18 protein-coding genes, 1 tRNA gene and 1 riboswitch are annotated in these 22,368 nt (G+C 46.9%); of the genes, 9 read left to right on the plus strand and 10 right to left on the minus strand.

Annotated elements, in window-relative coordinates; genetic code table 11:
- Positions 1-91 precede the first annotated feature (91 nt).
- Positions 92-580 (minus strand): TlpA family protein disulfide reductase, encoded by a 489-nt coding sequence (locus tag AC5JBY_RS00895; RefSeq protein WP_495902649.1) that lies wholly within the window; start codon positions 578-580, stop codon positions 92-94.
- Between the two features lie 150 nt (positions 581-730).
- On the opposite strand from AC5JBY_RS00895, the gene AC5JBY_RS00900 reads away from it, so the two are divergent.
- The 6 genes from AC5JBY_RS00900 to accC all read left to right on the plus strand — a co-directional run bounded on the left by AC5JBY_RS00900 (position 731) and on the right by accC (position 7,756).
- Positions 731-1,093: a BlaI/MecI/CopY family transcriptional regulator gene (locus AC5JBY_RS00900; protein WP_495902650.1), complete on the plus strand. Its 363-nt coding sequence runs from the start codon at positions 731-733 to the stop codon at positions 1,091-1,093.
- Between the two features lie 4 nt (positions 1,094-1,097).
- Positions 1,098-2,738, plus strand: coding sequence for a M56 family metallopeptidase (locus AC5JBY_RS00905; RefSeq protein ID WP_495902651.1), 1,641 nt, complete (start codon positions 1,098-1,100; stop codon positions 2,736-2,738).
- Positions 2,739-2,762: 24 nt separating this feature from the next.
- Positions 2,763-4,799 carry a M56 family metallopeptidase gene (locus AC5JBY_RS00910; RefSeq protein WP_495902652.1) on the plus strand — a complete coding sequence of 679 codons (2,037 nt, stop codon included), beginning with the start codon at positions 2,763-2,765 and terminating at the stop codon, positions 4,797-4,799.
- 226 nt (positions 4,800-5,025) lie between these two features.
- The gene (gene efp, locus AC5JBY_RS00915) at positions 5,026-5,592 is read left to right on the plus strand and encodes an elongation factor P (RefSeq protein ID WP_495902653.1); all 567 of its coding nucleotides are present in this window, start codon (positions 5,026-5,028) and stop codon (positions 5,590-5,592) included.
- Positions 5,593-5,800: 208 nt separating this feature from the next.
- On the plus strand, positions 5,801-6,289 hold the full coding sequence (gene accB / locus AC5JBY_RS00920; RefSeq protein ID WP_495902654.1) for an acetyl-CoA carboxylase biotin carboxyl carrier protein: 489 nt from the start codon (positions 5,801-5,803) through the stop codon (positions 6,287-6,289).
- 129 nt (positions 6,290-6,418) lie between these two features.
- Positions 6,419-7,756, plus strand: a complete 1,338-nt coding sequence (gene accC / locus AC5JBY_RS00925) for an acetyl-CoA carboxylase biotin carboxylase subunit (RefSeq protein WP_495902655.1) — start codon at positions 6,419-6,421, stop codon at positions 7,754-7,756.
- 97 nt (positions 7,757-7,853) lie between these two features.
- Here accC and AC5JBY_RS00930 read toward each other — a convergent pair whose 3' ends face one another.
- The 6 genes from AC5JBY_RS00930 to AC5JBY_RS00955 form a co-directional block, all read right to left on the minus strand.
- Positions 7,854-9,665, minus strand: a complete 1,812-nt coding sequence (locus tag AC5JBY_RS00930; protein ID WP_495902656.1) for a hypothetical protein — start codon at positions 9,663-9,665, stop codon at positions 7,854-7,856.
- An 86-nt stretch (positions 9,666-9,751) separates the two neighbouring features.
- Positions 9,752-12,127 carry a T9SS type A sorting domain-containing protein gene (locus AC5JBY_RS00935; protein ID WP_495902657.1) on the minus strand — a complete coding sequence of 792 codons (2,376 nt, stop codon included), beginning with the start codon at positions 12,125-12,127 and terminating at the stop codon, positions 9,752-9,754.
- A gap of 281 nt (positions 12,128-12,408) precedes the next feature.
- A complete protein-coding gene (locus AC5JBY_RS00940; protein WP_495902658.1) occupies positions 12,409-12,618 on the minus strand; it encodes a hypothetical protein in 210 nt (69 codons plus the stop codon).
- A 126-nt stretch (positions 12,619-12,744) separates the two neighbouring features.
- Entirely contained in the window at positions 12,745-14,094 is a 1,350-nt protein-coding gene (der, locus tag AC5JBY_RS00945; protein ID WP_495902659.1) for a ribosome biogenesis GTPase Der, read from the minus strand.
- Positions 14,095-14,110: 16 nt separating this feature from the next.
- Positions 14,111-14,980, minus strand: coding sequence for a GTPase Era (gene era, locus AC5JBY_RS00950; RefSeq protein WP_495902660.1), 870 nt, complete (start codon positions 14,978-14,980; stop codon positions 14,111-14,113).
- A gap of 118 nt (positions 14,981-15,098) precedes the next feature.
- A tRNA-Met gene (locus AC5JBY_RS00955) sits at positions 15,099-15,170 on the minus strand.
- A 79-nt stretch (positions 15,171-15,249) separates the two neighbouring features.
- Between AC5JBY_RS00955 and AC5JBY_RS00960 the strand changes: the two genes are divergently transcribed.
- Positions 15,250-16,092 (plus strand): alpha/beta hydrolase, encoded by an 843-nt coding sequence (locus AC5JBY_RS00960; protein WP_495902661.1) that lies wholly within the window; start codon positions 15,250-15,252, stop codon positions 16,090-16,092.
- Positions 16,093-16,167: 75 nt separating this feature from the next.
- Here the strand turns inward: AC5JBY_RS00960 and AC5JBY_RS00965 are convergent, their stop codons facing one another.
- Positions 16,168-16,878, minus strand: a complete 711-nt coding sequence (locus AC5JBY_RS00965) for a head GIN domain-containing protein (RefSeq protein ID WP_495902662.1) — start codon at positions 16,876-16,878, stop codon at positions 16,168-16,170.
- A gap of 41 nt (positions 16,879-16,919) precedes the next feature.
- A complete protein-coding gene (locus AC5JBY_RS00970; RefSeq protein ID WP_495902663.1) occupies positions 16,920-17,645 on the minus strand; it encodes a head GIN domain-containing protein in 726 nt (241 codons plus the stop codon).
- Positions 17,646-17,824: 179 nt separating this feature from the next.
- A riboswitch (TPP riboswitch) is annotated at positions 17,825-17,943 on the plus strand.
- 68 nt (positions 17,944-18,011) lie between these two features.
- Between AC5JBY_RS00970 and AC5JBY_RS00975 the strand changes: the two genes are divergently transcribed.
- Together AC5JBY_RS00975 and AC5JBY_RS00980 are read left to right on the plus strand one after the other, a co-directional pair.
- Positions 18,012-20,447, plus strand: coding sequence for a TonB-dependent receptor (locus tag AC5JBY_RS00975; RefSeq protein WP_495902664.1), 2,436 nt, complete (start codon positions 18,012-18,014; stop codon positions 20,445-20,447).
- A 99-nt stretch (positions 20,448-20,546) separates the two neighbouring features.
- Positions 20,547-21,761 (plus strand): DUF6807 domain-containing protein, encoded by a 1,215-nt coding sequence (locus AC5JBY_RS00980; protein ID WP_495902665.1) that lies wholly within the window; start codon positions 20,547-20,549, stop codon positions 21,759-21,761.
- Here AC5JBY_RS00980 and AC5JBY_RS00985 read toward each other — a convergent pair whose 3' ends face one another.
- Positions 21,762-22,367, minus strand: coding sequence for a Crp/Fnr family transcriptional regulator (locus AC5JBY_RS00985; protein ID WP_495902666.1), 606 nt, complete (start codon positions 22,365-22,367; stop codon positions 21,762-21,764).
- Between the last annotated feature and the right edge of the window lies 1 nt (position 22,368).

Genomic DNA, 22,368 nt, shown 5'->3' on the forward strand with positions numbered 1-22,368 from the left:
AATGATTAAATCCTGTCTATCCATGATTACGGATGAGGCAGGCGGGGCAAAGGTAGTAGAACCGGGCAGAAGATGCAATCTAAATCCGGAATTACTCCAAAGCTTTCAGTAAGGTCTCTACCGGCACATTACCCTGCCAGGTGTTGACAAGGGCGCCTTTTTTATTATAAACCGCCAGGTAAGGCAGACTTTGAATATGGTAAAAAGGAGGTAGTACAAACTTCGAGTCGCGGCCTACTTTGATATTGGAGTGTTTGGCCAGGTCATATGTCTTAATGAACTCCACCATTTCCTCAAAGGGCTGATAAGTAGCCAATATCCATTGCACATGCTTAAAATCGTTGATACGCTTCAGCATATCGCTTACCTGGTGCTGGCAATGGTCGCACGAAGGGCTGAAGAACATCAACAACACCGGGCCTTTTTTCAGGTTGTCTTTGGTGAGCACCGAGCTGTCGGCCTGCATCAGTGAAAAAGGCGGCACCGTGGGGAACCTTTTATAGGGATAAGCTGTATCTGCTTGTGCTACAGTAACTAAGACAAACAAAACCGGCGCTAACGTAAGAAGCCATTTCTTCATGAGATAATAAATTTTCAGTGCGGGGTTACGTCAACAAAAATAGCTGTAAACCCTTTTAGCCGGTAATGATAAGTTTCTTTTAACAAAAAAGGTAATAAAATAATTGGAGCTACTACGATATTGTCGTAGGTTTACGAAAATATCGTAAAGATGGAAAAGTTAACGCCGCAGGAAGAAGAAGCCATGATGGCTGTGTGGAAGGCCGGTGAAGGCAACGTAAAAGTATTTCTCGATCTGATGGAAGAGCCCAGACCGCCTTACACTACGCTGGCTTCTACGATCAAGAACCTGGAACGTAAGAATATGCTGCATAGCAGGCTGGTGGGCAATGCCTACCTGTATAAACCCGCCATATCCGAAGAAGATTATAAGAAAGTCTTCATGAGCGGGGTGGTAAAGAACTACTTCGATAATAGTTATAAAGAGCTGGTCAACTTTTTCGTGGAGCAGAATAAACTGAGTCCCGAAGAGTTGCAGGAAATCATTAACATGATTGAAGGAAAGAAGCCTTAATACCATGCAGTATCTATTGAAATTGTCTATTGCGTTGCCGGTGGTATACCTGTTCTACTGGTTGCTGTTGAGGAAGCTTACCTTCTACAACTGGAACCGCTGGTACCTGCTGGCGTATACTATGCTCTGCTTTATTATTCCACTGATCGATGTGGTGAGCCTGTTGCAGCAACGCGGTTGGCAGGATGCGGCCGTGGTTAGCTACATTCCGGCCATTACGGCGGCGAATGGGGTAGAAGCGGGAGCTGGCATTAACTGGTGGACAGTTTTAATACTTGTCGTGGCAGCAGGCAGCCTGCTGATGTTGGGACGTTTGTTGATCCAGTTCCTGTCGCTGAAGAGATTACAGTCGTCGGCAGTATTGCTGTCCGATGGTGATGTAAAACTGTACCATGTCGATCAGAAGATCATTCCCTTTTCTACCCACTCAGCCATTTATATCAATCGTCATCTTCATGAAGAAGGTGAATTGAAAGAGATCATACACCACGAATTTATCCACGTAAAGCAGCGTCACTCATTGGACCTGTGGTGGAGTGAAATACTTTGCATTCTTAACTGGTACAATCCTTTCGCATGGCTTATCCGGAAAGCCATACGACAGAACCTGGAGTTCATCGCTGATCATCAGGTATTGCAAAGTGGATTGGACCGTAAGCAGTATCAATACCTACTGTTGAAGGTAACGGGCATTGCGCCATTCAGTATTGCCCCGAAATTTAATTTCTCATCATTAAAAAAACGTATCGTCATGATGAACAAGAGTAAAAGCGCCAACATCAATGTGACGCGCTTCCTGTTTATACTGCCTTTACTGGTAGTAGTGCTACTGGCCTTCCGGAGCGTAGCAACCGTTAACAATCATTATCCGGAGAAGATAAATATCATTGATACTGTACCTGCCCCTTCGCCAAAGATCACGGGAAAGGCAATCGTTACGAAAGACGACCTGCTCAAACAAAAAGGAGTGAGAGAGATCCTTGTCAAAACAAAAAACAATGAATCAACAGCCCGTGTTACGCTCACAGATGGAACAGTGAAAACATTCAACCTCAATGATCCTGAAGAAAAAGAAGCCTTTGAGCGTGCATATGGTGATCTCACACCGCCAACGCCACCCACGCCGGTTGCTCCTGCTCATGCACCCCGCGCTGTTGCTGCCCCCACAAAAGCTATCCCTGCAAAGCCTGCTGCTCCGGTAGCAACGCCCGATGAAATAGAGATAGCAGAGCCGGTAGCTGTGCCCGCTGCACCGAAAGCTCCTAAGGCACCTGCTGCTCCGAAGAAAGCAGATGTACAGATTCGTGGTACAGGTACTGTTACATATGAAGTGCCTGCAACAGTAACCAGCAGTGTAAAGACAGGCACGGAAGATGAAAAAGTTGTCTTCATAGAGACGCCTGTTGTTACTCAGACAAAAAAGGTTGATATCGTAGCAACAGGTACTGTTACGTTTAAGCCTGCTGAAATGGTAGAAGTGCGGAACGTAACCCCCGTTACAGAATCGAAAAATGTTACTTTGACACTTGCCAAGCCAGGTGAAGCTGCGAAGGCTACTACAACTACTGGCGAAGTGATAGAGGTAAAAACTGTGCAGCCCATCAAGCTACAGCTGAAACCGGCTCAAACGAAAACGTCTAATTAATTGAACCTGGTAAAACAATAGATTATGCCATACATAGCCCAGTACTTACTTAAGTTGTCGATCAGCCTTGCCGTGGTGTACTTGTTCTATGCACTTGTGTTAAGACGGTTGACCTTCCATACCTGGAACCGCTGGTACTTACTGGGCTATTCTTTGTTGGCATTCTTTATCCCTTTCATCAATATATCGCCCATGCTGGAGCGGGGCGCCTGGAATGAGAATACCATGGTGCAACTGATACCGGTGATGGGTAATTACGAAGCGGTCGCCAAACCTGCCAATACTATAGACGGTTGGATGGTATGCTTACTGATGCTGATAGTGGGTGTCGCGTTCATGCTGGTGCGCCTGCTCCTTCAGTACCTTTCCTTCCGGTATATCCGTAAGTCCTCAAAATTGATATCGGATGGTAGCGTTAAGATCTACCAGGTAGATAAACAGATCATTCCCTTTTCGTTTGGTCGCTCCATTTTCATTAACCAGGACCAGCACAGCGAGCATGAGCTGAAAGAGATCATCCGCCATGAATTTATTCACGTAAAGCAAAGGCATACAACCGACATTCTGTGGAGCGAGGTAGTGTGTATGCTCAACTGGTACAATCCCTTCGCCTGGTTGATCCGCCAGGCCATCCGGCAAAACCTTGAGTTCATTGCCGACCACCAGGTATTGAAAGCAGGCCTTGATCGCCGGCAATACCAATACCTGTTGCTGAAAGTAGTAGGAGTACCGGCCTTTGCGATTGCCAACCAATTTAATTTTTCATCGCTTAAAAAGAGGATAGCCATGATGAATAAAATGCGTAGTGCCAAAGTGCATTTGATCAAGTTCTTGTTTGTGTTGCCATTGGTAACCATTCTCCTGCTGGCCTTCCGGAGCGTAGCCATCGACAGGGCAGTAGTCGAGGAAGCAGAAAAAGCAGCTGCTATTGAAGAGATCATTAATGATATAACCAGTCAGCCTGCTCCGGTTGTTCCGGTAAAAGACACGGTGCCTGTTACAAATTCTGTAAAAGGAAAAATTACAGCAGTACGTACCGATTCGGCTCGCACAATAACCATTGTCGGTCGGTATGGTTATGATTCCACCCGGTATGTTATCGATGCCAGCCTGGAAGGTCCGGGTAATCCATACAGGGCCCGGAGACAATACCCCGATGTGCTGTACGTAATAGATGGCGTTGTACAGGAAAAAGGAGATGAGGCTTTGAATAATATCAATCCCGATAATATTTCAAGTATTAACGTTTTAAAAGGCGCTTCAGCAGAAGCATTGTATGGTGAAAAAGGAAAGGATGGCGTAATAGTGATCACTTCCAAAAGCAAAACACCAGTTTCGATAAAAGCAACAACATTGCCGGCTGTAATAGATACAGTGCCTGCCCGGCAGCCGGCTGCAAGGATCAAGATCAATGGTGAGGAGGTGCGCCTTGGAGCTGGCAACTTTAAAGGAGTTTTTATTATCGATGGCAAAATACAGGATTCAGTCGCTTTACACGAATTGAACCCGGCAGATATTGAAAGGATCGATGTACTCAAAGGCCCCGGAGCTGTAGCTGAATATGGAGAAAAGGCGCACGAAGGAGTCATTAAGGTCACGACAAAGAAAAAGAAAGATGATAAGATTACTATAGCACCAGCGCCGGAACCTGTACGAAGGACCAGCTTGACAGAGGAAGAAATGAAGACAATACGGGAAGAAGCACAGGCCAATAACCAGCTCTTTATTGGTCTTGAAAACCAGGTGCCCGCCAGTTTTAAAGATGTGCCGGCAGAAGAACGGGTAGTGTCCACCAACCAGGGGCATATTCAGCTCAAAGGAAACTTTGTGATGGTGAAGCCAATACATCCGGGAAAAATTGAATTGACCTTTGGCCGCCAGAAGGGATTTAATGCTCCTGTGCAGGTGCTGGAAAAGCGTACATATGAAGCCATATTCCTGCCGTCGCGTAAAGGATATGCAATGCGCCGTAATTTGATCACCGGTACGGTAAATTATACCGATAAAGACCTGTTGAAGATCGACGCCCGGCTGGACCCCAGTAAACTGGAACCCTGGTAATCCCTACTCCTTATAGCTTTTTACCCGCCGGCCCCTATTTTCGGGGCCGGCTTTTTTTATGGCGCCAGTCCCTGATATACACCGGGGTATAGGCCGATTTTGATCTAATTACTTCCCTTTTGTGTGGTGACAATTTTGCCGTAATTTTGCTGCCCCCGCTGCCCGGTTTTAGTCCGCCGGCAGCAACAGGGGTAAAATTTGTAATCAATAAATTATCAGCTTTTTTATGGCAAGTACCTCAGATATCAGCCGCGGTATGATCATTAAACTGGATGGCAGTTTGTATTCCATCGTGGAATTCGGGGAAAATAAGACTGCCCGTGCAGCCGCTAAGGTTTGGGCTAAACTGAAAGGTGTAGACAACAAGCGCAGTATTGAAAAGACCTGGAACTCAGGTGATACCATCTACCCCGTGCGCGTTGAAAGAAAAGACTACCAGTTCCTGTATAAAGATGACAGCGGATACAACTTCATGGAACAGGAGACTTTCGAGCAGATCGCTTTGGGCGAAGAACTGATCGACGCTCCACAGTTTTTGAAAGATGGCCAGGAAGTATCCATGCTCATCAACACAGAAACTGAGCAACCCATGAGTGTGGAGCTGCCCGACAAGATCGTGTTGAAAGTAACTTACTCCGAGCCCGGCGTAAAAGGCGATACGGCTACCCGTACCCTGAAGCCCGCTACCGTTGAAACAGGTGCTACTGTAAACGTGCCCTTGTTTGTGAACGAAGGAGAACTGATCCGCGTCAACACAAAGACCGGTGACTACGTAGAACGCGTGAAAGAATAAGAGCCAGAACCTTGATTTATTGGATTTCAGGGATTGAATTGAAATCCTCAATTTGATAAAAAGCCCGAAATACTTCGGGTTTTTCTATTAAAAAGCAGGCTTTTATCCCTTGAATCATTTAAATCCTTAAAAATCATGGTTCAGACTTTTACCTTATCTTAGCCGCCTGTTTTGCCCGAACTAACCGTCAACATAAACAATTAAACAGATGGATTTTAAACAAATTCAGGAGTTGATCAAAATGATCAACAAGTCCAACATCGGTGAAGTGACCATAGAAGAAAAGGGATTCAAACTAACCATCAAACAAAAAGAAGAACCTGCTCAAAACGTAATTGCCGCTCCTGTACATGCGCCCATAAGTATGCCTGCGTATGCACAACCCCAGGCAGCTCCTGCTGCTGCGGCCCAGGCTCCTGCGGACAAACCCAAAGCTGCCGAACCTGCTGCTGATAACCTGATCACCATAAAAAGCCCCATGATCGGTACATTCTACCGTAGTTCTGCACCGGGTAAGCCCGTTTTTGTAGAACCAGGCGACGAAGTACTGCCGGGTAAAGTGGTATGCATCATAGAAGCCATGAAACTCTTCAACGAGATCGAAAGCGAAGTAAAAGGCCGTATCGTAAAAGTGCTGGTAGAAGACGCTTCGCCTGTAGAATACGACCAGCCTTTATTCCTGGTAGAACCTAATTAATAGGAGAATGTGACAATTTGAAAGTTTGAGAATGGTTTCCATTTTCAAAAGCAGGATACACCCTGGTTTATTTCAAATACGTACATTTTCGAAACTTGTCTCGCCCTGCGGGATGATTAATTTAATTCAATGTTCAAGAAGATATTAATTGCCAATCGTGGAGAGATTGCCCTACGGGTAATCCGTACCTGTCGCGAGATGGGTATTAAAACAGTAGCTGTATACTCCACGGCTGATAAAGATAGCCTGCACGTAAAATTTGCAGACGAAGCCGTTTGTATTGGTCGTGCGGCCAGCTCCGATTCCTACCTCAACATTCCCCACATTATGGCGGCAGCCGAGATCACCAATGCGGATGGTATCCATCCAGGGTATGGTTTTCTGGCCGAAAATGCCCGTTTCGCAGAAATATGTGGCGAACATAATATTAAATTCATCGGACCCACGCCCGATCAGATCCGTTCCATGGGTGATAAGATCACTGCCAAGGAAACGATGATCAAGGCCGGCGTACCTGTAGTGCCGGGTGGCGAAGGATTGCTGGAAAGTCTGGAGCAGGCCAAAAGCCTCGCAAAAGAAGTAGGCTATCCTGTCATCCTGAAAGCTACTGCTGGTGGTGGTGGTAAAGGGATGCGCGTAGTATGGGCCGAGGATGAAATGGAGAAAAACTACAACACGGCCAAAGTAGAAGCCGGAGCAGCTTTCAAGAATGACGGTATCTACATGGAGAAATTCGTGGAAGAGCCCCGTCACATCGAGATACAGATAGCGGGCGACCGTTACGGTAAAGTATGTCACCTCAGCGAGCGTGACTGCTCTATCCAGCGCCGTCACCAGAAGCTGGTGGAAGAATCTCCTTCCCCTTTCATGACACCCGAGCTGCGCCACCGCATGGGTGAAGCTGCTATCAAAGCCGCTTCTGCCATCGGTTATGAAAGCGTAGGTACCATCGAATTCCTGGTCGACAAGCACCGCAACTTCTACTTCATGGAAATGAACACCCGTATCCAGGTAGAACATTGCGTAACGGAAGAGGTAACCAACTTCGATCTTATCAAAGAACAGATCAAGATAGCCATGGGCGAGGCCATCAGCGGCCTGAACTACGAACCCCAGATGCATGCCATCGAGTGCCGTATCAACGCTGAAGATCCCTATAATGATTTCAGGCCAAGTCCCGGAAAGATCACCGTACTGAACCAGCCGGGCGGACATGGCATCCGTATCGATTCCCACGTATATGCCGGGTATGTGATACCTCCTTACTACGATTCCATGATCGCCAAGATCATTGCCGTAGCACGCACACGCGAAGAGGCCATCAATACCATGAGCCGCGCGTTGAATGAATATGTTATTGAAGGAGTGAAGACCACCATTCCTTTCCACCTGCAATTGATGAAGAACGAAGACTTCATCAAGGGCAACTTCAATACCAAGTTCCTCGATACATTCAAATTAGTATAATCAGGAAACTGATATAAAACGGACAGAGGTGACACCTTTTCAAAAGGTGTCACCTCTGTCCGTTTTTGGGAACCCCCCTGCTTACAAACCAGGCGTCTTATAATTTCACAAACCTCAACGGCTGCATGACTCCCTCCAGACCTGCTACAGTAATCACATATGTTCCGGCAGGTAGCATGGCAGCAGGAATAAGTATAGTATTGTTGCCTCTATCTAAATACACAGGTATTGTCTGTATTATCCGCCCTGCCATATTAGAGACTATTACTGTAACGCGTGCCTTCTTTTTCGCGTTAAGAACCAGCCTTGTGTTGGTAGTGGTAATGGTTGGCGCCACCATGCCTGTAATGATAGGAGAGTGGTTAAGGCGCGGATGTCGCTCCAATAGCAAAGGATTGAAACTGGCTGTTGTACTGGCAAGCGTAAAGTAATTGTTAGAGGTGCCAAAGGATTGCAACGGGTTGCTGACGACAAACCCATTGGAGCCCGGAGTTCCCAGGCAGCTGGCATTGCCTGCATTGACCCAGGTGCTGCCACTTAGCTGGACTACACGCAATGCAGCGAGATCGGTAACACCGCCACTATTTGGGTCGTTAAACGATAACTTCACCTGCGCTTGAGGCGTGGGGGAAGCGTCTGCCATGATCGTCCAGTGTTCGATAGATGAAATATGATGTATACTACTTTGATAAGAGCTGCTCATCAACCGGGGGCTGCTCCTGAAAAACTCTACGGTGTAATTACCAGTGGCATTGACAAGCGATAACCATCGGTGACTATTACCTTTTCCTACAGGAAACAGGAATTGACTGGACGCTATCAAACCTTCTTTCTTCAATGGGCCATCGATGAAGCTGACAGAAGATAAAGTGTCTACCGAAAGCGTACAGGCTGCTTGTAACGTCAAAAGATTATTGGCAGTTGTAATTACCTGGCCATTTATGAGTTCCAGTTTGTAAGGTAGGGAGAGCGGAGTTTGTAAAGCAATACCAGCAGCATTGTTTACTTTGAAGGTAATACTGTTACTGATACCGTTGGCGGTGGTGATATGCTGCCTGCTGGTACCATTCATTTCAATAACAGGAAACCTGTTGTTGTTTTCGGTAATGACACCTTTAGTCTGCGTGAAGTGCTTACCAATTTGTAACACGGTATTATGGGTACTGCTGTTAAGGTTGAGCGTGCCACCATGCTGCTCATAATTGCCCTGCACAACAACTGAATTGTTCAGGTTGATATTGAAATTTACATGATCGCCAATGATAAGATCACCGCGGATGGTGGCAGGGCCATTGCCATTGGCAGTATAAGTCCTGGGGACTCCCGCTGTGGTAGCAGACAAAACAAGCGTACCAAAGATTCGATTCGTAAAGGAGATGATTGGAGCATTAGTTCCGGGGATGTCAAACTCGAATACGCCCGTAGCAGTACCAGGCGCTGTAGCAAGTACTGACACAATTTCTACATGCGACCTTGACGAATTATGAATGTAGCGACCATTATTTCCTATCCATATCGTTCCTGCAATATCTATAGGAGCGCCCGAGCCAGCTCCTGAAGCATTCCTGAAAATACCTCCGCTATTGATGGTTAATCCCACTCCGGAGCTTGTTAAAGTAAATCCCGGCGCTGCTGTATTGGTAGCAGGTAATAGGGCTGTGATATGGTTGCCTGCAGCTGGCGTGATAGTCAATGACCTGATGATAACATTTGTGTTTCCTGTTGGCAAGGTGACAGTATAGCTTCCTGTTATGAACGAGTTGTCGAGTAGTACATCATTGCTGGCGGCAGGAACCGCGTTCCCCGACCAGTTGGCAGGCGTAGACCATAGGCCATCTCCACCCTGGCCGTCCCAGCGTACCTGGCTGGTAGCATTCAAAAAAGCAATGATGAAAAAGAGCAGTAGCAAAGATTTGGTTAATGGCATGCACGTACGTACGAAAAAAAATCCTTCTGCGATTGCGCAGAAGGATTTTCGTATGTAGGTGCCAGTTTTTATTGCTTAATAAAGCGGATAGTACTGGTTTTCTCGCCTGTTGACAAATAACCTGTCACCTGGTAAGTGCCGGTAGGCAGGTTGCCCAGGTTCATCCAGATCTCCTGGTTGCCGTTGGTGAGGCCATTCACTTGTTGCTTCACAGAGCGGCCATAGATATCAGTTACTATGAATTGAACGGAAACTTTTTCAGATGAACTGATATTGAGAAGCGCCCTGTCGGTAACGAGGGTTGGCATCATAGAAGTGATCAGCACACCCTTACTGCCATTCATAACAGCGATCACCTTGGTAAGCTCGGCAGATCCATCGATATCGATCATGCGCAGCCTGTAATAAACAGTTCCGGTGGGGAGCGCATTATCGGTGAAATCGTAAGTCAGTTTTCTTTCAACACCGGCTACGCTGCCGATCTGGGTGAAGTTGCCACCTGTAGTTGAACGAAGGATCTCAAACCTTTGTGGAGTACTGTTCTCTGTAATGGTCCAGCTCAGTTTAGCAGCATTGCCTTCCTTGCGACCAGTAAAGTTCAGCAGATAGATAGGCAGGGCTGATTGAGAAGTAAAAGCAAAGGTGAAAGGACTGAAAGAAGTTAGTTCGGCTGATTCTACACTGCCGGTAGTGCTGTTGCCGGGATCCAGCGTGGTGCCACGTGCATCAGTCCAGCTTCCGCCCGTATAGTGTGCCACTACCAGTGTATCAGTAGCGCTGGCGCCGGTTACAGCACCCGCAAGCGTGAGGCGAACTTTAGCAGCATCGCTGCCTATCGTGCGATCGATGTTCCAGTATTCCTGGCTGGAGATACCCGTAAGCGGTGCAGTTACGTTTGAACTGCTATAAGCGGTATTGAAGTATTCTGCTTCAAATTCTGCAGCAGTTGCAGTAGAAGGCAACACTTCAACCTCACGCAGCACACCACTCTTGCCGGTTGGGAACTTGTAATAAGTAGTAGTGTTAGTGGCTGTTTTTCTTCTCACAGGACCATTTACATAACCGCTATTAGAAGCGCCATTTACTACCAGCGCATCAGCGATGTCGGTATTGTTAATGGTCAATATATTGGTAGTCGTGGTAGTGATGTTGCCTTTGCTGGCAGAGTTCCAGCTGATCTTGCCAACAGCCAAAGGAGTTAATAAAGTTGCGCCGGCTGCATTGTTGAGGCGCAATGTTACCTGGTTAGCAGCATTAGTGATCGTGCCGGATGAAACCGATACGTTTTGATTGGCTGCTCCATTCAATTCTACTACGAATAATTCTGTAGTAGTGCTGGTGGTAGTGCTGAGATTGCCAAAAGTGCCCGCTGATTGGGTGAAGCTGCCCTTCACTTGTAATGTGGTAGGCTCTATAGCTCCAACCACTGCATTGCGTAGGTAAAAGCTGCCGCCGGTTTGAACGAAGTTGCCATTCACCTGCATACTGTAAGTATTTGCTACAGTAGAGCCACCCAGTGTTATATTGGCGGTAGGATTGATCTCGAGGTTTCCTTGCACTGTATAGCTGGCAGTTGTACTACCGCCCGTAGATCCTAATGCAAGATTCACATTATTGGTGCTTTGACAACGGATGGTACCATTAACGATCAGGCCGTTTGGCAAATTGACTGTGGTAGCAGAAGCAAGGTTTGGACAGTTGATGAACAAGCTGCCAATACCTAGACCGGTAGCTGGCAACCCAAAGTTGCCGATACCGTTTGCTGTCAGACCGGTGATCGTGATGAGAGAGTTGTTGGACCAGGTAGCCCTTGGAATAACACCCGCATTCCGGTTGTGCCAGAAAGTGGATCCACTGGCAAAGCTCAAATACTCAGGAACAGAACATTCAATATGCGCTCCGTTATTGGCCATTTTAATAGTACCGTTTACGGTCAGCAAATTACCAAGACCTGTGGTAGCAGGTAACGAGGTATAAGAGGCCGCTCCGGTAGTTCCCATAAAAGACCAGGTACCATTGACCCTTCCAATGGCGCCATTGCCATAGTTGACAATGAATGCCTGGCCCAGACCTCCACAACTGTCTTCCAGCGTACTGCCGGCATTGACAAGTACGGCAGGGTTGCCGGTGCTGGTACTGTTCAGTGTAATGGTAGAACTGACGCCGCTGGCCGTGAATAGCCGCGCGGTGACACTACCTGTTACAGAAAGAGAATTTAGAGAGATAGTGGTAAGGTCTACATTCACCACCACATTTTTATCAAGAATCACATCATAAGCTCCATTAGGTACATCGCCGCTACTTCCTCCGCTGGTGGAGGCCGACCAATTGGCGGTATTATTCCAGCTGCCTCCTGTAAGAGGACCGATCCAGTACCTTGGCGTTTGTGCATGAGTGGTGGCGCAGTATAGGCATACCGCTAAAGCGAGGTAGAGTTGCTTCATAACAATTGAATAGTTTACAGGCTTTGAAAAATGTTACAGGAAAATGGTGCGCACAGGAGCGTTGGATTTCAGAGGTTTAGTAGCGTCGGTGGTTAAAGGGAAACAATATAGGCAATAATTCAATTTCGTACAACTTCTTAGTTTCTTGACATTCAAATGATTAATTATCGCATATGTCCCTGAAAGCACATAGTGACAGGATAAGTACGAATAAAAAAGCCTCCCCGGTTGGGGAGGCCTATGCAAATAATATATGCCGGCAGGGCCGGGAACTACTATTTTTAGTGCTTTGTAGCTGTATCGCCAGCGGGCTTAAGGCTATCAGCTTTCAGCGTAGCTGAATCTGGAGTAGCGGTTGCGCTGTCACCTGTAGGAGCAGTAGCTGTAGGAGTAGCAGTAGCAGAATCACCTTTTGTTTCTGCGGCAGTACCACCGTCGCTACAAGCAGTTAAAAAACCAGCAACAGCTAAAATTGCGAATAATTTTTTCATTTGGAATTGCTTTTTGAGTTTTTAATGAGATGGGCGCAAAAGTAGCATCTTTTTACTATTATGCAAATATTTTGCTAATTGTCATTAAATTTTGATTTACTTCATGTTAGCAGCCCTTGTTCAGCCCTACTTTTTGCGGAAAAACAGGCGTACCGGCACCCCTTTAAAGTTGAAATGCTGCCTCAGTTGATTCTCCAGATAATTCTTATATGGTTGTTTTACCTCATCTGGATAATTACAGAAGAAAGCAAAAGAAGGTACACGGGTAGGTAATTGCGTAACGAATTTGATCTTTATGGAGTTGCCACGCACTACCGGCGGGTGGTAAGATTCGATGGCCTTCAGCATTACCTCGTTCAACTGTGAGGTAGGTATTTTGCGCTGCTTGCCTTCAAATACCTCCAGGGCCACTTCGATGGCTTTATGAATACGCAGTTTGTCTTTGGCTGAAATGAAAAGGATCGGCACATCATTGAAAGGAGCGAGGCGCTTTTTCAGTTCTTCTTCATAATCCCGGGCAGTATTCGTTGCCTTTTCCACGAGGTCCCACTTATTCACCAGTACAACGATGCCTTTACCCTTGCGGCCTGCCAGGCTGTAAATGCTCAGGTCCTGCGCTGTAATACCTTTTTCGGCATCCAGCAACAACAGACACACATCCGCTTCATCCATGGCCTTGATAGCCCTGATCACAGAATAAAACTCAAGGTCTTCATGCACCTTGGTCTTACGGCGGATACCCGCAGTATCGATCAGTACAAACTCCTTTTGGAAAAGATTATAGTGCGTGTGGATGGTATCACGGGTAGTACCGGCAATATCACTTACAATCGTGCGCTCCTGACCGATCAGGGCATTCAGTAAAGAAGATTTACCTACGTTGGGTTGCCCGATGATAGCAAACTTGGGAATCTCAGGTACAGCAGGTTTTTCTTCAGCATCATCACCCGGATCTTCATCCGATTCGGTAGCAGGCTCTTCAGGGATCAGCGCTGTAATAGCATCCAGCAGTTCACCACTGCCGCTGCCCGACATGGAAGAGATAAAGAAAACATTGTCGAAACCCAGGCTATAGAACTCGGTAGCCTCCAGCATACGCTCGGGGTTATCTACCTTATTAACGGCAAGAAATACAGGTTTGGAAGTACGGCGCAGTACACCGGCCATGGCTTCATCAAGATCGGTAATGCCGGTAGCGGCATCACCCATAAATATCAGGGCATTGGCTTCTTCCAAAGCGATCATTACCTGCTTGCGGATCTCCCGCTCAAAAACATCTTCACTTTGTGGTACGAATCCACCGGTATCGATCACGTTGAACGATTTACCGTTCCAGTCGGCCACACCATACTGGCGGTCGCGGGTAACGCCACTCACGTCATCCACAATTGCTTTGCGTTGTTCCAGCAAGCGGTTGAAAAATGTACTCTTCCCAACATTGGGTCTTCCTACTATTGCTACCGTAAAACCGGCCATATCTGATACTTATTTATTAATGATAACCATATTCCTTCAGCATGAAATCATTGTCCCTCCACTTGGGCTTCACCTTCACAAACAACTCCAGGAACACCTTTTGCCCTATGAACTGCTCTATATCTTTCCGGGCATCGGTTCCCAGTTGCCTGATCATCTTACCACCTTCGCCCAGCAGAATGCCTTTTTGTGATTCACGCTGCACAACGATGTCGGCTACGATCTTTACCAGGGTCGTCTTTTCTTTAAACTCCCGCACGATCACCGTTGTATGATAAGGTATCTCGTCTTTGAACAGGTAAAATATTTTCTCCCGGATCATTTCCGCTACAAAAAAGCGGGTAGGCAGGTCGGTCATCTCATCCTCTGCAAAGAAAGGCTCCCCTTCAGGCAGGTACTTCACGATGGCCTTCAACAGGTCATCTACTTGAGTGCCCTTTAGCGCAGAAATACCTACTACCTCCTTGCAATAAGGTTTGCTGCTGAAGAATTGGATAGCCCCTTCCTTTTTAGTGGCATTGGCGGTGTCCAGCTTATTGATCACCACGATGGCAGGCGCTTTCACCTTCAGCGATTCGAAGAGCGTATTGGCCTCTTCAAGATTTTCGTTGATGTCTACCAGCAACACGGCTACGTCGGTATCTTCCTGCGCCTGTTGTACGGCCTGCATCATTTTCTCCTGCAGCTTGTACTTGGGCTCAATGATGCCGGGCGTATCCGAAAAAATGATCTGGTATTCCGGGGTAGTGATAATGCCTTTGATCCTATGGCGGGTCGTTTGCACTTTGGGGGATACAATAGCCAGCTTCTCACCCATCAGGGCGTTCAGGAGCGTGCTCTTTCCTGCGTTAGGACGTCCAAATATGCTTACAAACCCTGATTTCATAACGAGTGCAAAGGTAATGAAAGGTATCCGTGGTATAACAGTGAGCCACTGGAATCCAATTACTGTGCCTTACCAAAATAAAAAAAGGGATCAGCGATCAGCTAATCCCTTGATTCTGTTGCGAAGCCAGGGATCGAACCTGGGACCTTCGGGTTATGAGCCCGACGAGCTACCGCTGCTCTACTTCGCGATGTGGGTTGCAAATGTACACTTTTTCAGATTCCCTCCAAAATTGATTTACTTTTTTTACAAATCGTATTTTCAGGGTTATGAATAAGATACCATATGTTGCTGCAATAATCATGCTGGTGGCCTGTTCCGCCAAAACAAAACAACAACAGGATAAACTGTATTCCCGTCATCTGCAACGCTCTGTAGAGTTGACGATCATCAATACACTGCTGCCCGATGATAAATCAGGCCTTAATCTGCTGCTGCTGAACGACGGACAGGATGTGGAAAAATGGCGCGTGCAGCCAATTTTGGACAGCCTCTACAAAGCCAAAGCCATTGGGCCGGTAGTGGTGGTGGCTATCCATGCGGGCGACCGTATGCAGGAATACGGCGTGGCCGGCAAGCCCGATTATGAAAAACGTGGCAGTAAAGCCGACCATTACGATGAGTTCGTGAACAATGAACTGTATCCTTTCATCAAAAAGAAAACCGGTGTACGAAAATTCAACTCAGTAGTAATAGCCGGCGCTTCCCTGGGCGGTCTGTCGGCCTTCGATATTGGCTGGACCCATGCCGATAAGATCGATAAGATAGGCGTGTTCTCCGGTTCCTTCTGGTGGCGCGATAAAGACACGAAAGACAGCACCTATAACGATGACGATAACCGCATCATGATAGCGCGGCTGAAGGCTTCCCGCAAAAAGCCCAACCAGCAATACTGGTTCTACGCGGGTGGGGCAGAAGAAAATTCCGACAGAGATAAAGACGGTATCATTGACGTGATAGACGATACCAAAGATGTAATAGCCCTCGTACAAAAACGGGTAACCACACCCGGGGTTGTTGTTTATAAAGAGGTGGCAGATGGCCATCATGACTGGCCTTATTGGAGCGCAGTACTGCCAGAGTTTATGATATGGGCCTTCGGAACGAAATAATAAAAAAAGCGTTAGGTGAAAACCTAACGCTTGTGTACCCTAATATATGTGAAAACTAAAAAGCAAAAATAAGTATTATCCCCTTCTCGATACATTGCTGGCGCCACTTGTTTTGAGATCGCGGATAACGCCATCTCCCTTATAATGTACCCCGCTTGCGCCAGAAGCACGGGCATTTAGTTCCTTATTAACGGTTACCTTCACGTCGGAGGCGCCGCTGGCTTCTACACTACAGTTGTCGGCTACAAGATCATAACCTTTGAAATCACTGGCACCGTTAGCATCCACTACCAGTTTGCTAACTTTGCCCTCTACCACTGCGTCGGAAGCACCACTCAGGTTTACGTCGAGTAAATTGGCTTCAATCGTTCCCTTGAAATCACTGGCGCCGCCCATAGAGAGTACCAGTGTTTCGGTTTTCAGCGTGCCATCCACTACCACATCACTGGCGCCAACAGCCGTAAGCTTATCGAGCGTTTTGAAAGATACATACACGCGAAGTTTCTTATTCCCTTTCCACCACTTGCCATCATCATCGTAAGATATCTTCAACACACCTTCCTCTACTACCGTTTTGATGCGGTCACGAAACTCTGGCTTGATAGCACTAACAGCCAGCGCTTCTTCGTCGGATTGAGAAAGGAACAGGTCTATAGCATTGCTCACTCTGATGGCATGGAAACTACCTACGGTACGGGGGGCTGCATTCTCATCCTTGATCACCTGCTTTTGCGCCATCATGGCTACCGGCAACAACAGCAGCAACAAAACACTTATCTTCTTCATGGGTTTACTCTTTTTATATACAGTAATCTATATTATGCAAGTTACTTTTTTCTTGATACACCACCACCGCTGCTGGTCCTGATATTGCGGATAACGCCTTCACCTTTGTAAGACACATGACCACCACTGCTGGCTTCTGCATTCATTTCCTTGTTCACTGTGATCTGCGCACCGGCGCCACTGCTTACATCCGCATCACAAGTACCAACAGCAAGATCATAACCATTGAACATGCTGCCGCTGCTACCGTCTACCTTCAGGGAAGTCGCAGTGCCGGAGATTTTTACAACTGACCCACTGCTCTGGTCCACATCTACCGTAGCGAAATCTATAGCTCCGCTGAAAACAGCGCCACTGGATGCATCGAGGTCCAGCTTGCTGCCCTTGATGGTGCCGTCTACTACCACGCTGGCGCCTGAGCTGATGTCCAGTCCATCCAGGTCATCCACAGATACATAAGCCACTGGGTTTCTGCCTTTGGTAGTGATATTCTTCCAGAACTTCAGCGTTTCCTGCTCGTAATAAATTCTCAATACACCATTCTCCACTTTGGTAACGATTTTATCGCGGTACTCTTCTTTGGAAGCACTTACAGCTACAGCTTCAGTGCCGCCCTGGTTGAGGTATAATTTAATACCGGTAGCTACTTTAATGGCGTGGAAGCTCGATACTTTTCTCTCCTGGGCCAGCGGATCATTCACTTGTTTCTGCGCCAGCAGTATCAATGAAAAAAGCATACTTACACTAAACAATCCGATCTTTTTCATAATTAGCATTTTAGGAATAGACTGAGTAAATTTTTGAATGTTGCATCCGTCTGTGAACAGATGAGTTGGCTATACTTATTATACAGGTGTGACGGTTGAGCAGATCGGAATGTTACAAAAATTTAAAAAAAGTTTTTTTGCCTGTATCTTTGCGCTCTCTTTGGCCAAAGAGGTTTTCTTTCAGATTCCCGGGGTGCTTTTCCCGTATGCCTTGAATAGGAGGCGGTAAAGGCTGAGATTATACCCGTAGAACCTGACCAGGGTAATGCCTGCGCAGGGAAGGTAGGGCTCCTCATATCGTGTCTACACTTCGCTTTCGCAGCATTTTCTCTTAAATCATTTTTTCACTAAAAATCTTCATGCAAGATGAAAAAAATGTTTTTGGGGATTTGCTACTTATTGATTTCCCATGGGTTATCCGCTCAGCAGATTGCGGGCCAGGTAACCGACGCATCTACCGGCAGCCCCGTAGCATCGGCTTCCGTAGAACTGTCCAACATTGCCACTATTACCACCAATGAATCCGGACAATTTGCCTTTCAGAAAGTTAAACAAGGACGTTATTCACTCCGCATCACCAGCGTTGGGTACAAAGGATTGGATACCACAGTGGCGCCCGGTGCAGCCATCACCATCCGCCTCACCCGGCTCAACCTGTTTATGCAACCCGTAGAGGTGCGCGCCATCCGCGCCGGTGAAAAAGCGCCCTTTGCTAAAACCGATCTCTCTAAAAAGGATATTGAAAAACTCAATACCGGACAAGATCTGCCTATGCTCCTGAACCAAACACCTTCGGCGGTGGTGAGTTCAGATGCAGGTAATGGCGTAGGCTATACCGGCATTCGCATCCGCGGAACGGACGGCACCCGTATCAACGTTACGCTGAATGGTATACCTTACAATGATGTGGAATCACAAGGCAGTTTCTTTGTAAACATGCCCGACTTCACTTCTTCTGTAAACAACATACAGATACAGCGTGGAGTAGGCACCTCTTCCAATGGTGCCGGTGCATTTGGCGCTACCATCAACTTAAGTACCAATGAGGTGAACACTACTGCCTACGGAGAAGTGAATAATAGCTATGGTTCTTTCAACACCTGGAAGCATACACTCAAAGCAGGTAGTGGCTTGATCGGTGATCACTTCACCATCGATGCCCGCCTGTCGAAGATCCAAAGCGATGGATATGTAGACCGCGGTTCAAGTGATCTCCGCTCTTTCTATCTCAGCGGTGCTTACCTCGGTGAAAAAACTTCCGTAAGGTTGAATGTTATTGGCGGTAAGGAAAAAACATTTCAGGCTTGGAATGGAGTGCCGGAAGCTAAGCTGAACAATGACCAGGATAAACTGCTGGAACATTATTACAACAATCTCGGCACCTTGTATTTTACGCCGCAGGATTCTGTTAACCTGTTTAAGTCTGACCCACGTAAGTACAACTATTTCACTTACGACAATCAAACAGATAATTACCAGCAAGACCATTACCAATTGTTCATCAATCACGAATTCTCTTCGAGACTTACTGCCAATGCAGCATTCTTCCTCACCAAAGGAAAAGGGTATTATGAAGAATACAAGCCGCAGGAAGAATATGCCGATTACGGCTTGCCCAATTACACAGTAGGTGGCAGCACCTTTACAAAGACCGACCTGATCAGGCAGCTATGGCTGGACAATGATTTCTATGGCGCAGTTTATTCATTGCAGTATAAGAACATTGCAGATCAGTTTACCATCGGTGGTGGTTGGAACCGGTATGATGGCCGTCACTTCGGTGAGATATTGTGGGCACAGGCCGGCGGCATTGACAACAAATTCCGCTGGTACAACCTGGAGGCGTATAAAACAGATGTGAATACCTATGCTAAATACCAGCATAAATTCACTTCCAACCTCGAAGTATTTGTAGACATGCAGTATCGCCGGGTGCTGTACAACATCGGCGGCTTCCGCAAAAATCCAGGTCTGCTGGTGCGCAACACGTTCGACTTCTTCAATCCTAAAGCAGGTATCACTTATACCAACAATGGGCTGATGGCCTACCTGTCTTATGCACAAGGCAACAAAGAACCCAACCGCGATGATTTTGAAGCGGGCCTTGAACAACAACCCAAGCCGGAGAAACTCCATGATTTTGAAGCAGGCGTTTCTAAAAGAGACAATATGTATGAGGTAAGCGCTAACCTGTATTACATGCTCTACAAAAACCAGCTGGTGCAAACCGGTAAGATCAATGATGTGGGTGGATATACCCGTACGAATGTGGACAATAGTTTCCGCATGGGTATAGAACTCCAGGCGGGCATAAAACCCACACAATGGTTGCGGGTCGCAGCTAACCTCACATTGAGCAAAAACCGCATCAAAGATTTTACAGAGTACTACGATAACTACGATGATCCGAGTGGCAAACAGGTCGCTGTGCAACATGGCAATACTGACATTGCATTTTCTCCGGCAGTCATTGCAGGTGGTTCAGTAAGTTTTCTGCCTGTAAAAGATTTGGAGATCAGCCTGCCGGCTAAGTATGTGGGCCGTCAGTACATGGACAACACCTCCAACAAAGCGCGTAGCATTAGCGCTTATTATGCACAGGATGCAAAAGTGATCTATACACTGCGCAATGTATTGACGAAAGAAATAGCGCTGATAGGGCAGGTTAACAACGTATTCAGCCGCAAATACAATTCCAGCGGATACACGTACACCTATCAGTATGGTACAGCCATCACAGAAAATTTCTTCTTCCCGATGGCAGGCACCAACTTCATGATAGCCCTGAACGTGAAGCTATAAAGCATTCATATAACCAATTTGCCGCATGCCACAGTTTAATCCCGTCCGGGAAAGAACTGTGGCATTTTTCTGTACATTTATGTCTTATCATTCTTGCACATGAAAACATTGGTTATAGGCATCTTGCTCCTGTGGTTCAGCAATACCGTATCCGCGCAGACAGCTCCGTTCAGCATCGAGGTAAAAGCCGGAAAATATCCACGCTATCAAACACCCGTACAGGTAAACCTGCCCCGGCCATTGCCTGTAAACACAGTGTACAGCGTTAAGAATACTAAGACAGGTAAGTCGACAGTGGCTGAGTTGCTCGACAGTGTGACTCTGGTATTTATCCTGCCTGATAGTATTGAGCCGGGAGGTTGGCAAACATATGCTGTATCAAAAATAGCCAACAACAAAGCGCCGCGTCCGGCAGTTACCATTGCACAAAAGAAAGGAGGACTCCAGGTAAGTATTAAAAACAAACCTGTCTTCTTTTATCATACACAGGAGGCGATACCACCGGCAGATAGTCCGGCATACTATCGCCGCAGTGGTTTCATCCATCCGTTATACAGCCCCGGTGGTCAGGTGCTCACCGACGATTTTCCCGTGGGCCATGCACACCAGCACGCTATTTTCAATGCATGGACCAATACTACCTTCCGCAAAGAATTTATCGACTTCTGGAACCAGCAACATAAACGAGGCACGGTAGAACACATTGAAGTAAGTAAGATCAAAGAAGGACCTGTAGTTACAGAATTAAGAGTAAAGCTGCGTCATAAAAGCCTGTTGCATGGAGAAGTGCTCCGCGAAATGTGGGTCATCAGGGTATATCCATTCAGCGATTATTATCTCTTCGACCTGATCTCTGAAGAACGCAATGTAACGACCGACACACTTTTCCTGAATAAGTACCATTACGGCGGAATGGGTTTCCGTGGCAGCAGCCAATGGAACGAAGTTGATAAAAAGCATTTCAAGAGCCGTTGGCAGGTCCTTACCAGCGAAGGCATTCGCGATTCGGCTGCCAACCACACCCACGCCCGCTGGGTAGATGCTTCCGGTCTCATCAACGGACAGGCCGCCGGCGCCACGGTATTCGATCACCCTGTCAACTTCCGGTACCCACAACCCATTCGGGTTCACCCCACGATGCCCTACTGGGTATATTCGCCGGTAGTGGATGGAGCCTTTACCATCAATCCGGGTACCTGGTACCGTTCGCAATATCGCTACTATGTACACCAGCAAATAGCCGATGTACCTGCACTCGAAAGAATAGAGAAAGATTGGGTAGTACCACCCGATGTAAAAGTGACCGGACTGTAATTACTTTTTGCGTAATAAATGTTTCAACCGGCTGAAAGTTTCAGGTTTAATATTAAGATAGGAAGCCAGGATCTTTTGCGGCACCCGCTGCAGCATATGCGGGTGGTTGGTCACGTAGGCCAGGAAACGCTCGCGGGTCGTCATCTGCAACTGGTCAAAATAACGCGCATCCTTCTTGATGAACATCTGCGTCACCATGGCGCGGCCCAGCCGCTCGGCACAAGGCACTTTGCGCAAAGCCTGCTGCATGTTTATGTAGCTGATAGAGATCACAACAGTGGTCTCCAGCGTTTCCAGGATCACATCCGAAGGCTTGCGGGTATGAAAAGATATTTCGGACTGCACAATATGTCCTTCAGTAGCCAATTGGAGCGTGGCCTCTCCCTTTTTCGTGAGGATGTACTTGCGGATCATGCCCTTCATCACAATATTCAGGTAGTCGTCCACCTGACCCTGTGCCAGCAATACCATCTTCTTGTCAAAAACACGCAATTCAAGGAAAGGTGCTAATTGATCGAATTCCTGGCGGCTTAGCTCCATAAACCGCTGGAGATAAGCAAATACATGTTCCAGGTAGCTTTTGATATCTAACTTTCTTTCTCGCATG

Source organism: Paraflavitalea sp. (assembly GCF_059502485.1).

Excerpts from the sequence above, each read along its gene's own strand:
- AC5JBY_RS00980 (WP_495902665.1), top strand. The coding sequence starts at position 20,547 with ATGAAAACATTGGTTATAGGCATCTTGCTCCTGTGGTTCAGCAATACC.
- AC5JBY_RS00900 (WP_495902650.1), top strand. The coding sequence starts at position 731 with ATGGAAAAGTTAACGCCGCAGGAAGAAGAAGCCATGATGGCTGTGTGG.
- AC5JBY_RS00905 (WP_495902651.1), top strand. The coding sequence starts at position 1,098 with ATGCAGTATCTATTGAAATTGTCTATTGCGTTGCCGGTGGTATACCTG.
- AC5JBY_RS00895 (WP_495902649.1), bottom strand. The coding sequence starts at position 580 with ATGAAGAAATGGCTTCTTACGTTAGCGCCGGTTTTGTTTGTCTTAGTT.
- AC5JBY_RS00970 (WP_495902663.1), bottom strand. The coding sequence starts at position 17,645 with ATGAAAAAGATCGGATTGTTTAGTGTAAGTATGCTTTTTTCATTGATA.
- AC5JBY_RS00975 (WP_495902664.1), top strand. The coding sequence starts at position 18,012 with ATGAAAAAAATGTTTTTGGGGATTTGCTACTTATTGATTTCCCATGGG.
- AC5JBY_RS00960 (WP_495902661.1), top strand. The coding sequence starts at position 15,250 with ATGAATAAGATACCATATGTTGCTGCAATAATCATGCTGGTGGCCTGT.
- efp (WP_495902653.1), top strand. The coding sequence starts at position 5,026 with ATGGCAAGTACCTCAGATATCAGCCGCGGTATGATCATTAAACTGGAT.
- AC5JBY_RS00910 (WP_495902652.1), top strand. The coding sequence starts at position 2,763 with ATGCCATACATAGCCCAGTACTTACTTAAGTTGTCGATCAGCCTTGCC.
- accC (WP_495902655.1), top strand. The coding sequence starts at position 6,419 with ATGTTCAAGAAGATATTAATTGCCAATCGTGGAGAGATTGCCCTACGG.
- era (WP_495902660.1), bottom strand. The coding sequence starts at position 14,980 with ATGAAATCAGGGTTTGTAAGCATATTTGGACGTCCTAACGCAGGAAAG.
- accB (WP_495902654.1), top strand. The coding sequence starts at position 5,801 with ATGGATTTTAAACAAATTCAGGAGTTGATCAAAATGATCAACAAGTCC.
- AC5JBY_RS00940 (WP_495902658.1), bottom strand. The coding sequence starts at position 12,618 with ATGAAAAAATTATTCGCAATTTTAGCTGTTGCTGGTTTTTTAACTGCT.
- AC5JBY_RS00935 (WP_495902657.1), bottom strand. The coding sequence starts at position 12,127 with ATGAAGCAACTCTACCTCGCTTTAGCGGTATGCCTATACTGCGCCACC.
- AC5JBY_RS00965 (WP_495902662.1), bottom strand. The coding sequence starts at position 16,878 with ATGAAGAAGATAAGTGTTTTGTTGCTGCTGTTGTTGCCGGTAGCCATG.
- der (WP_495902659.1), bottom strand. The coding sequence starts at position 14,094 with ATGGCCGGTTTTACGGTAGCAATAGTAGGAAGACCCAATGTTGGGAAG.
- AC5JBY_RS00985 (WP_495902666.1), bottom strand. The coding sequence starts at position 22,367 with ATGCGAGAAAGAAAGTTAGATATCAAAAGCTACCTGGAACATGTATTT.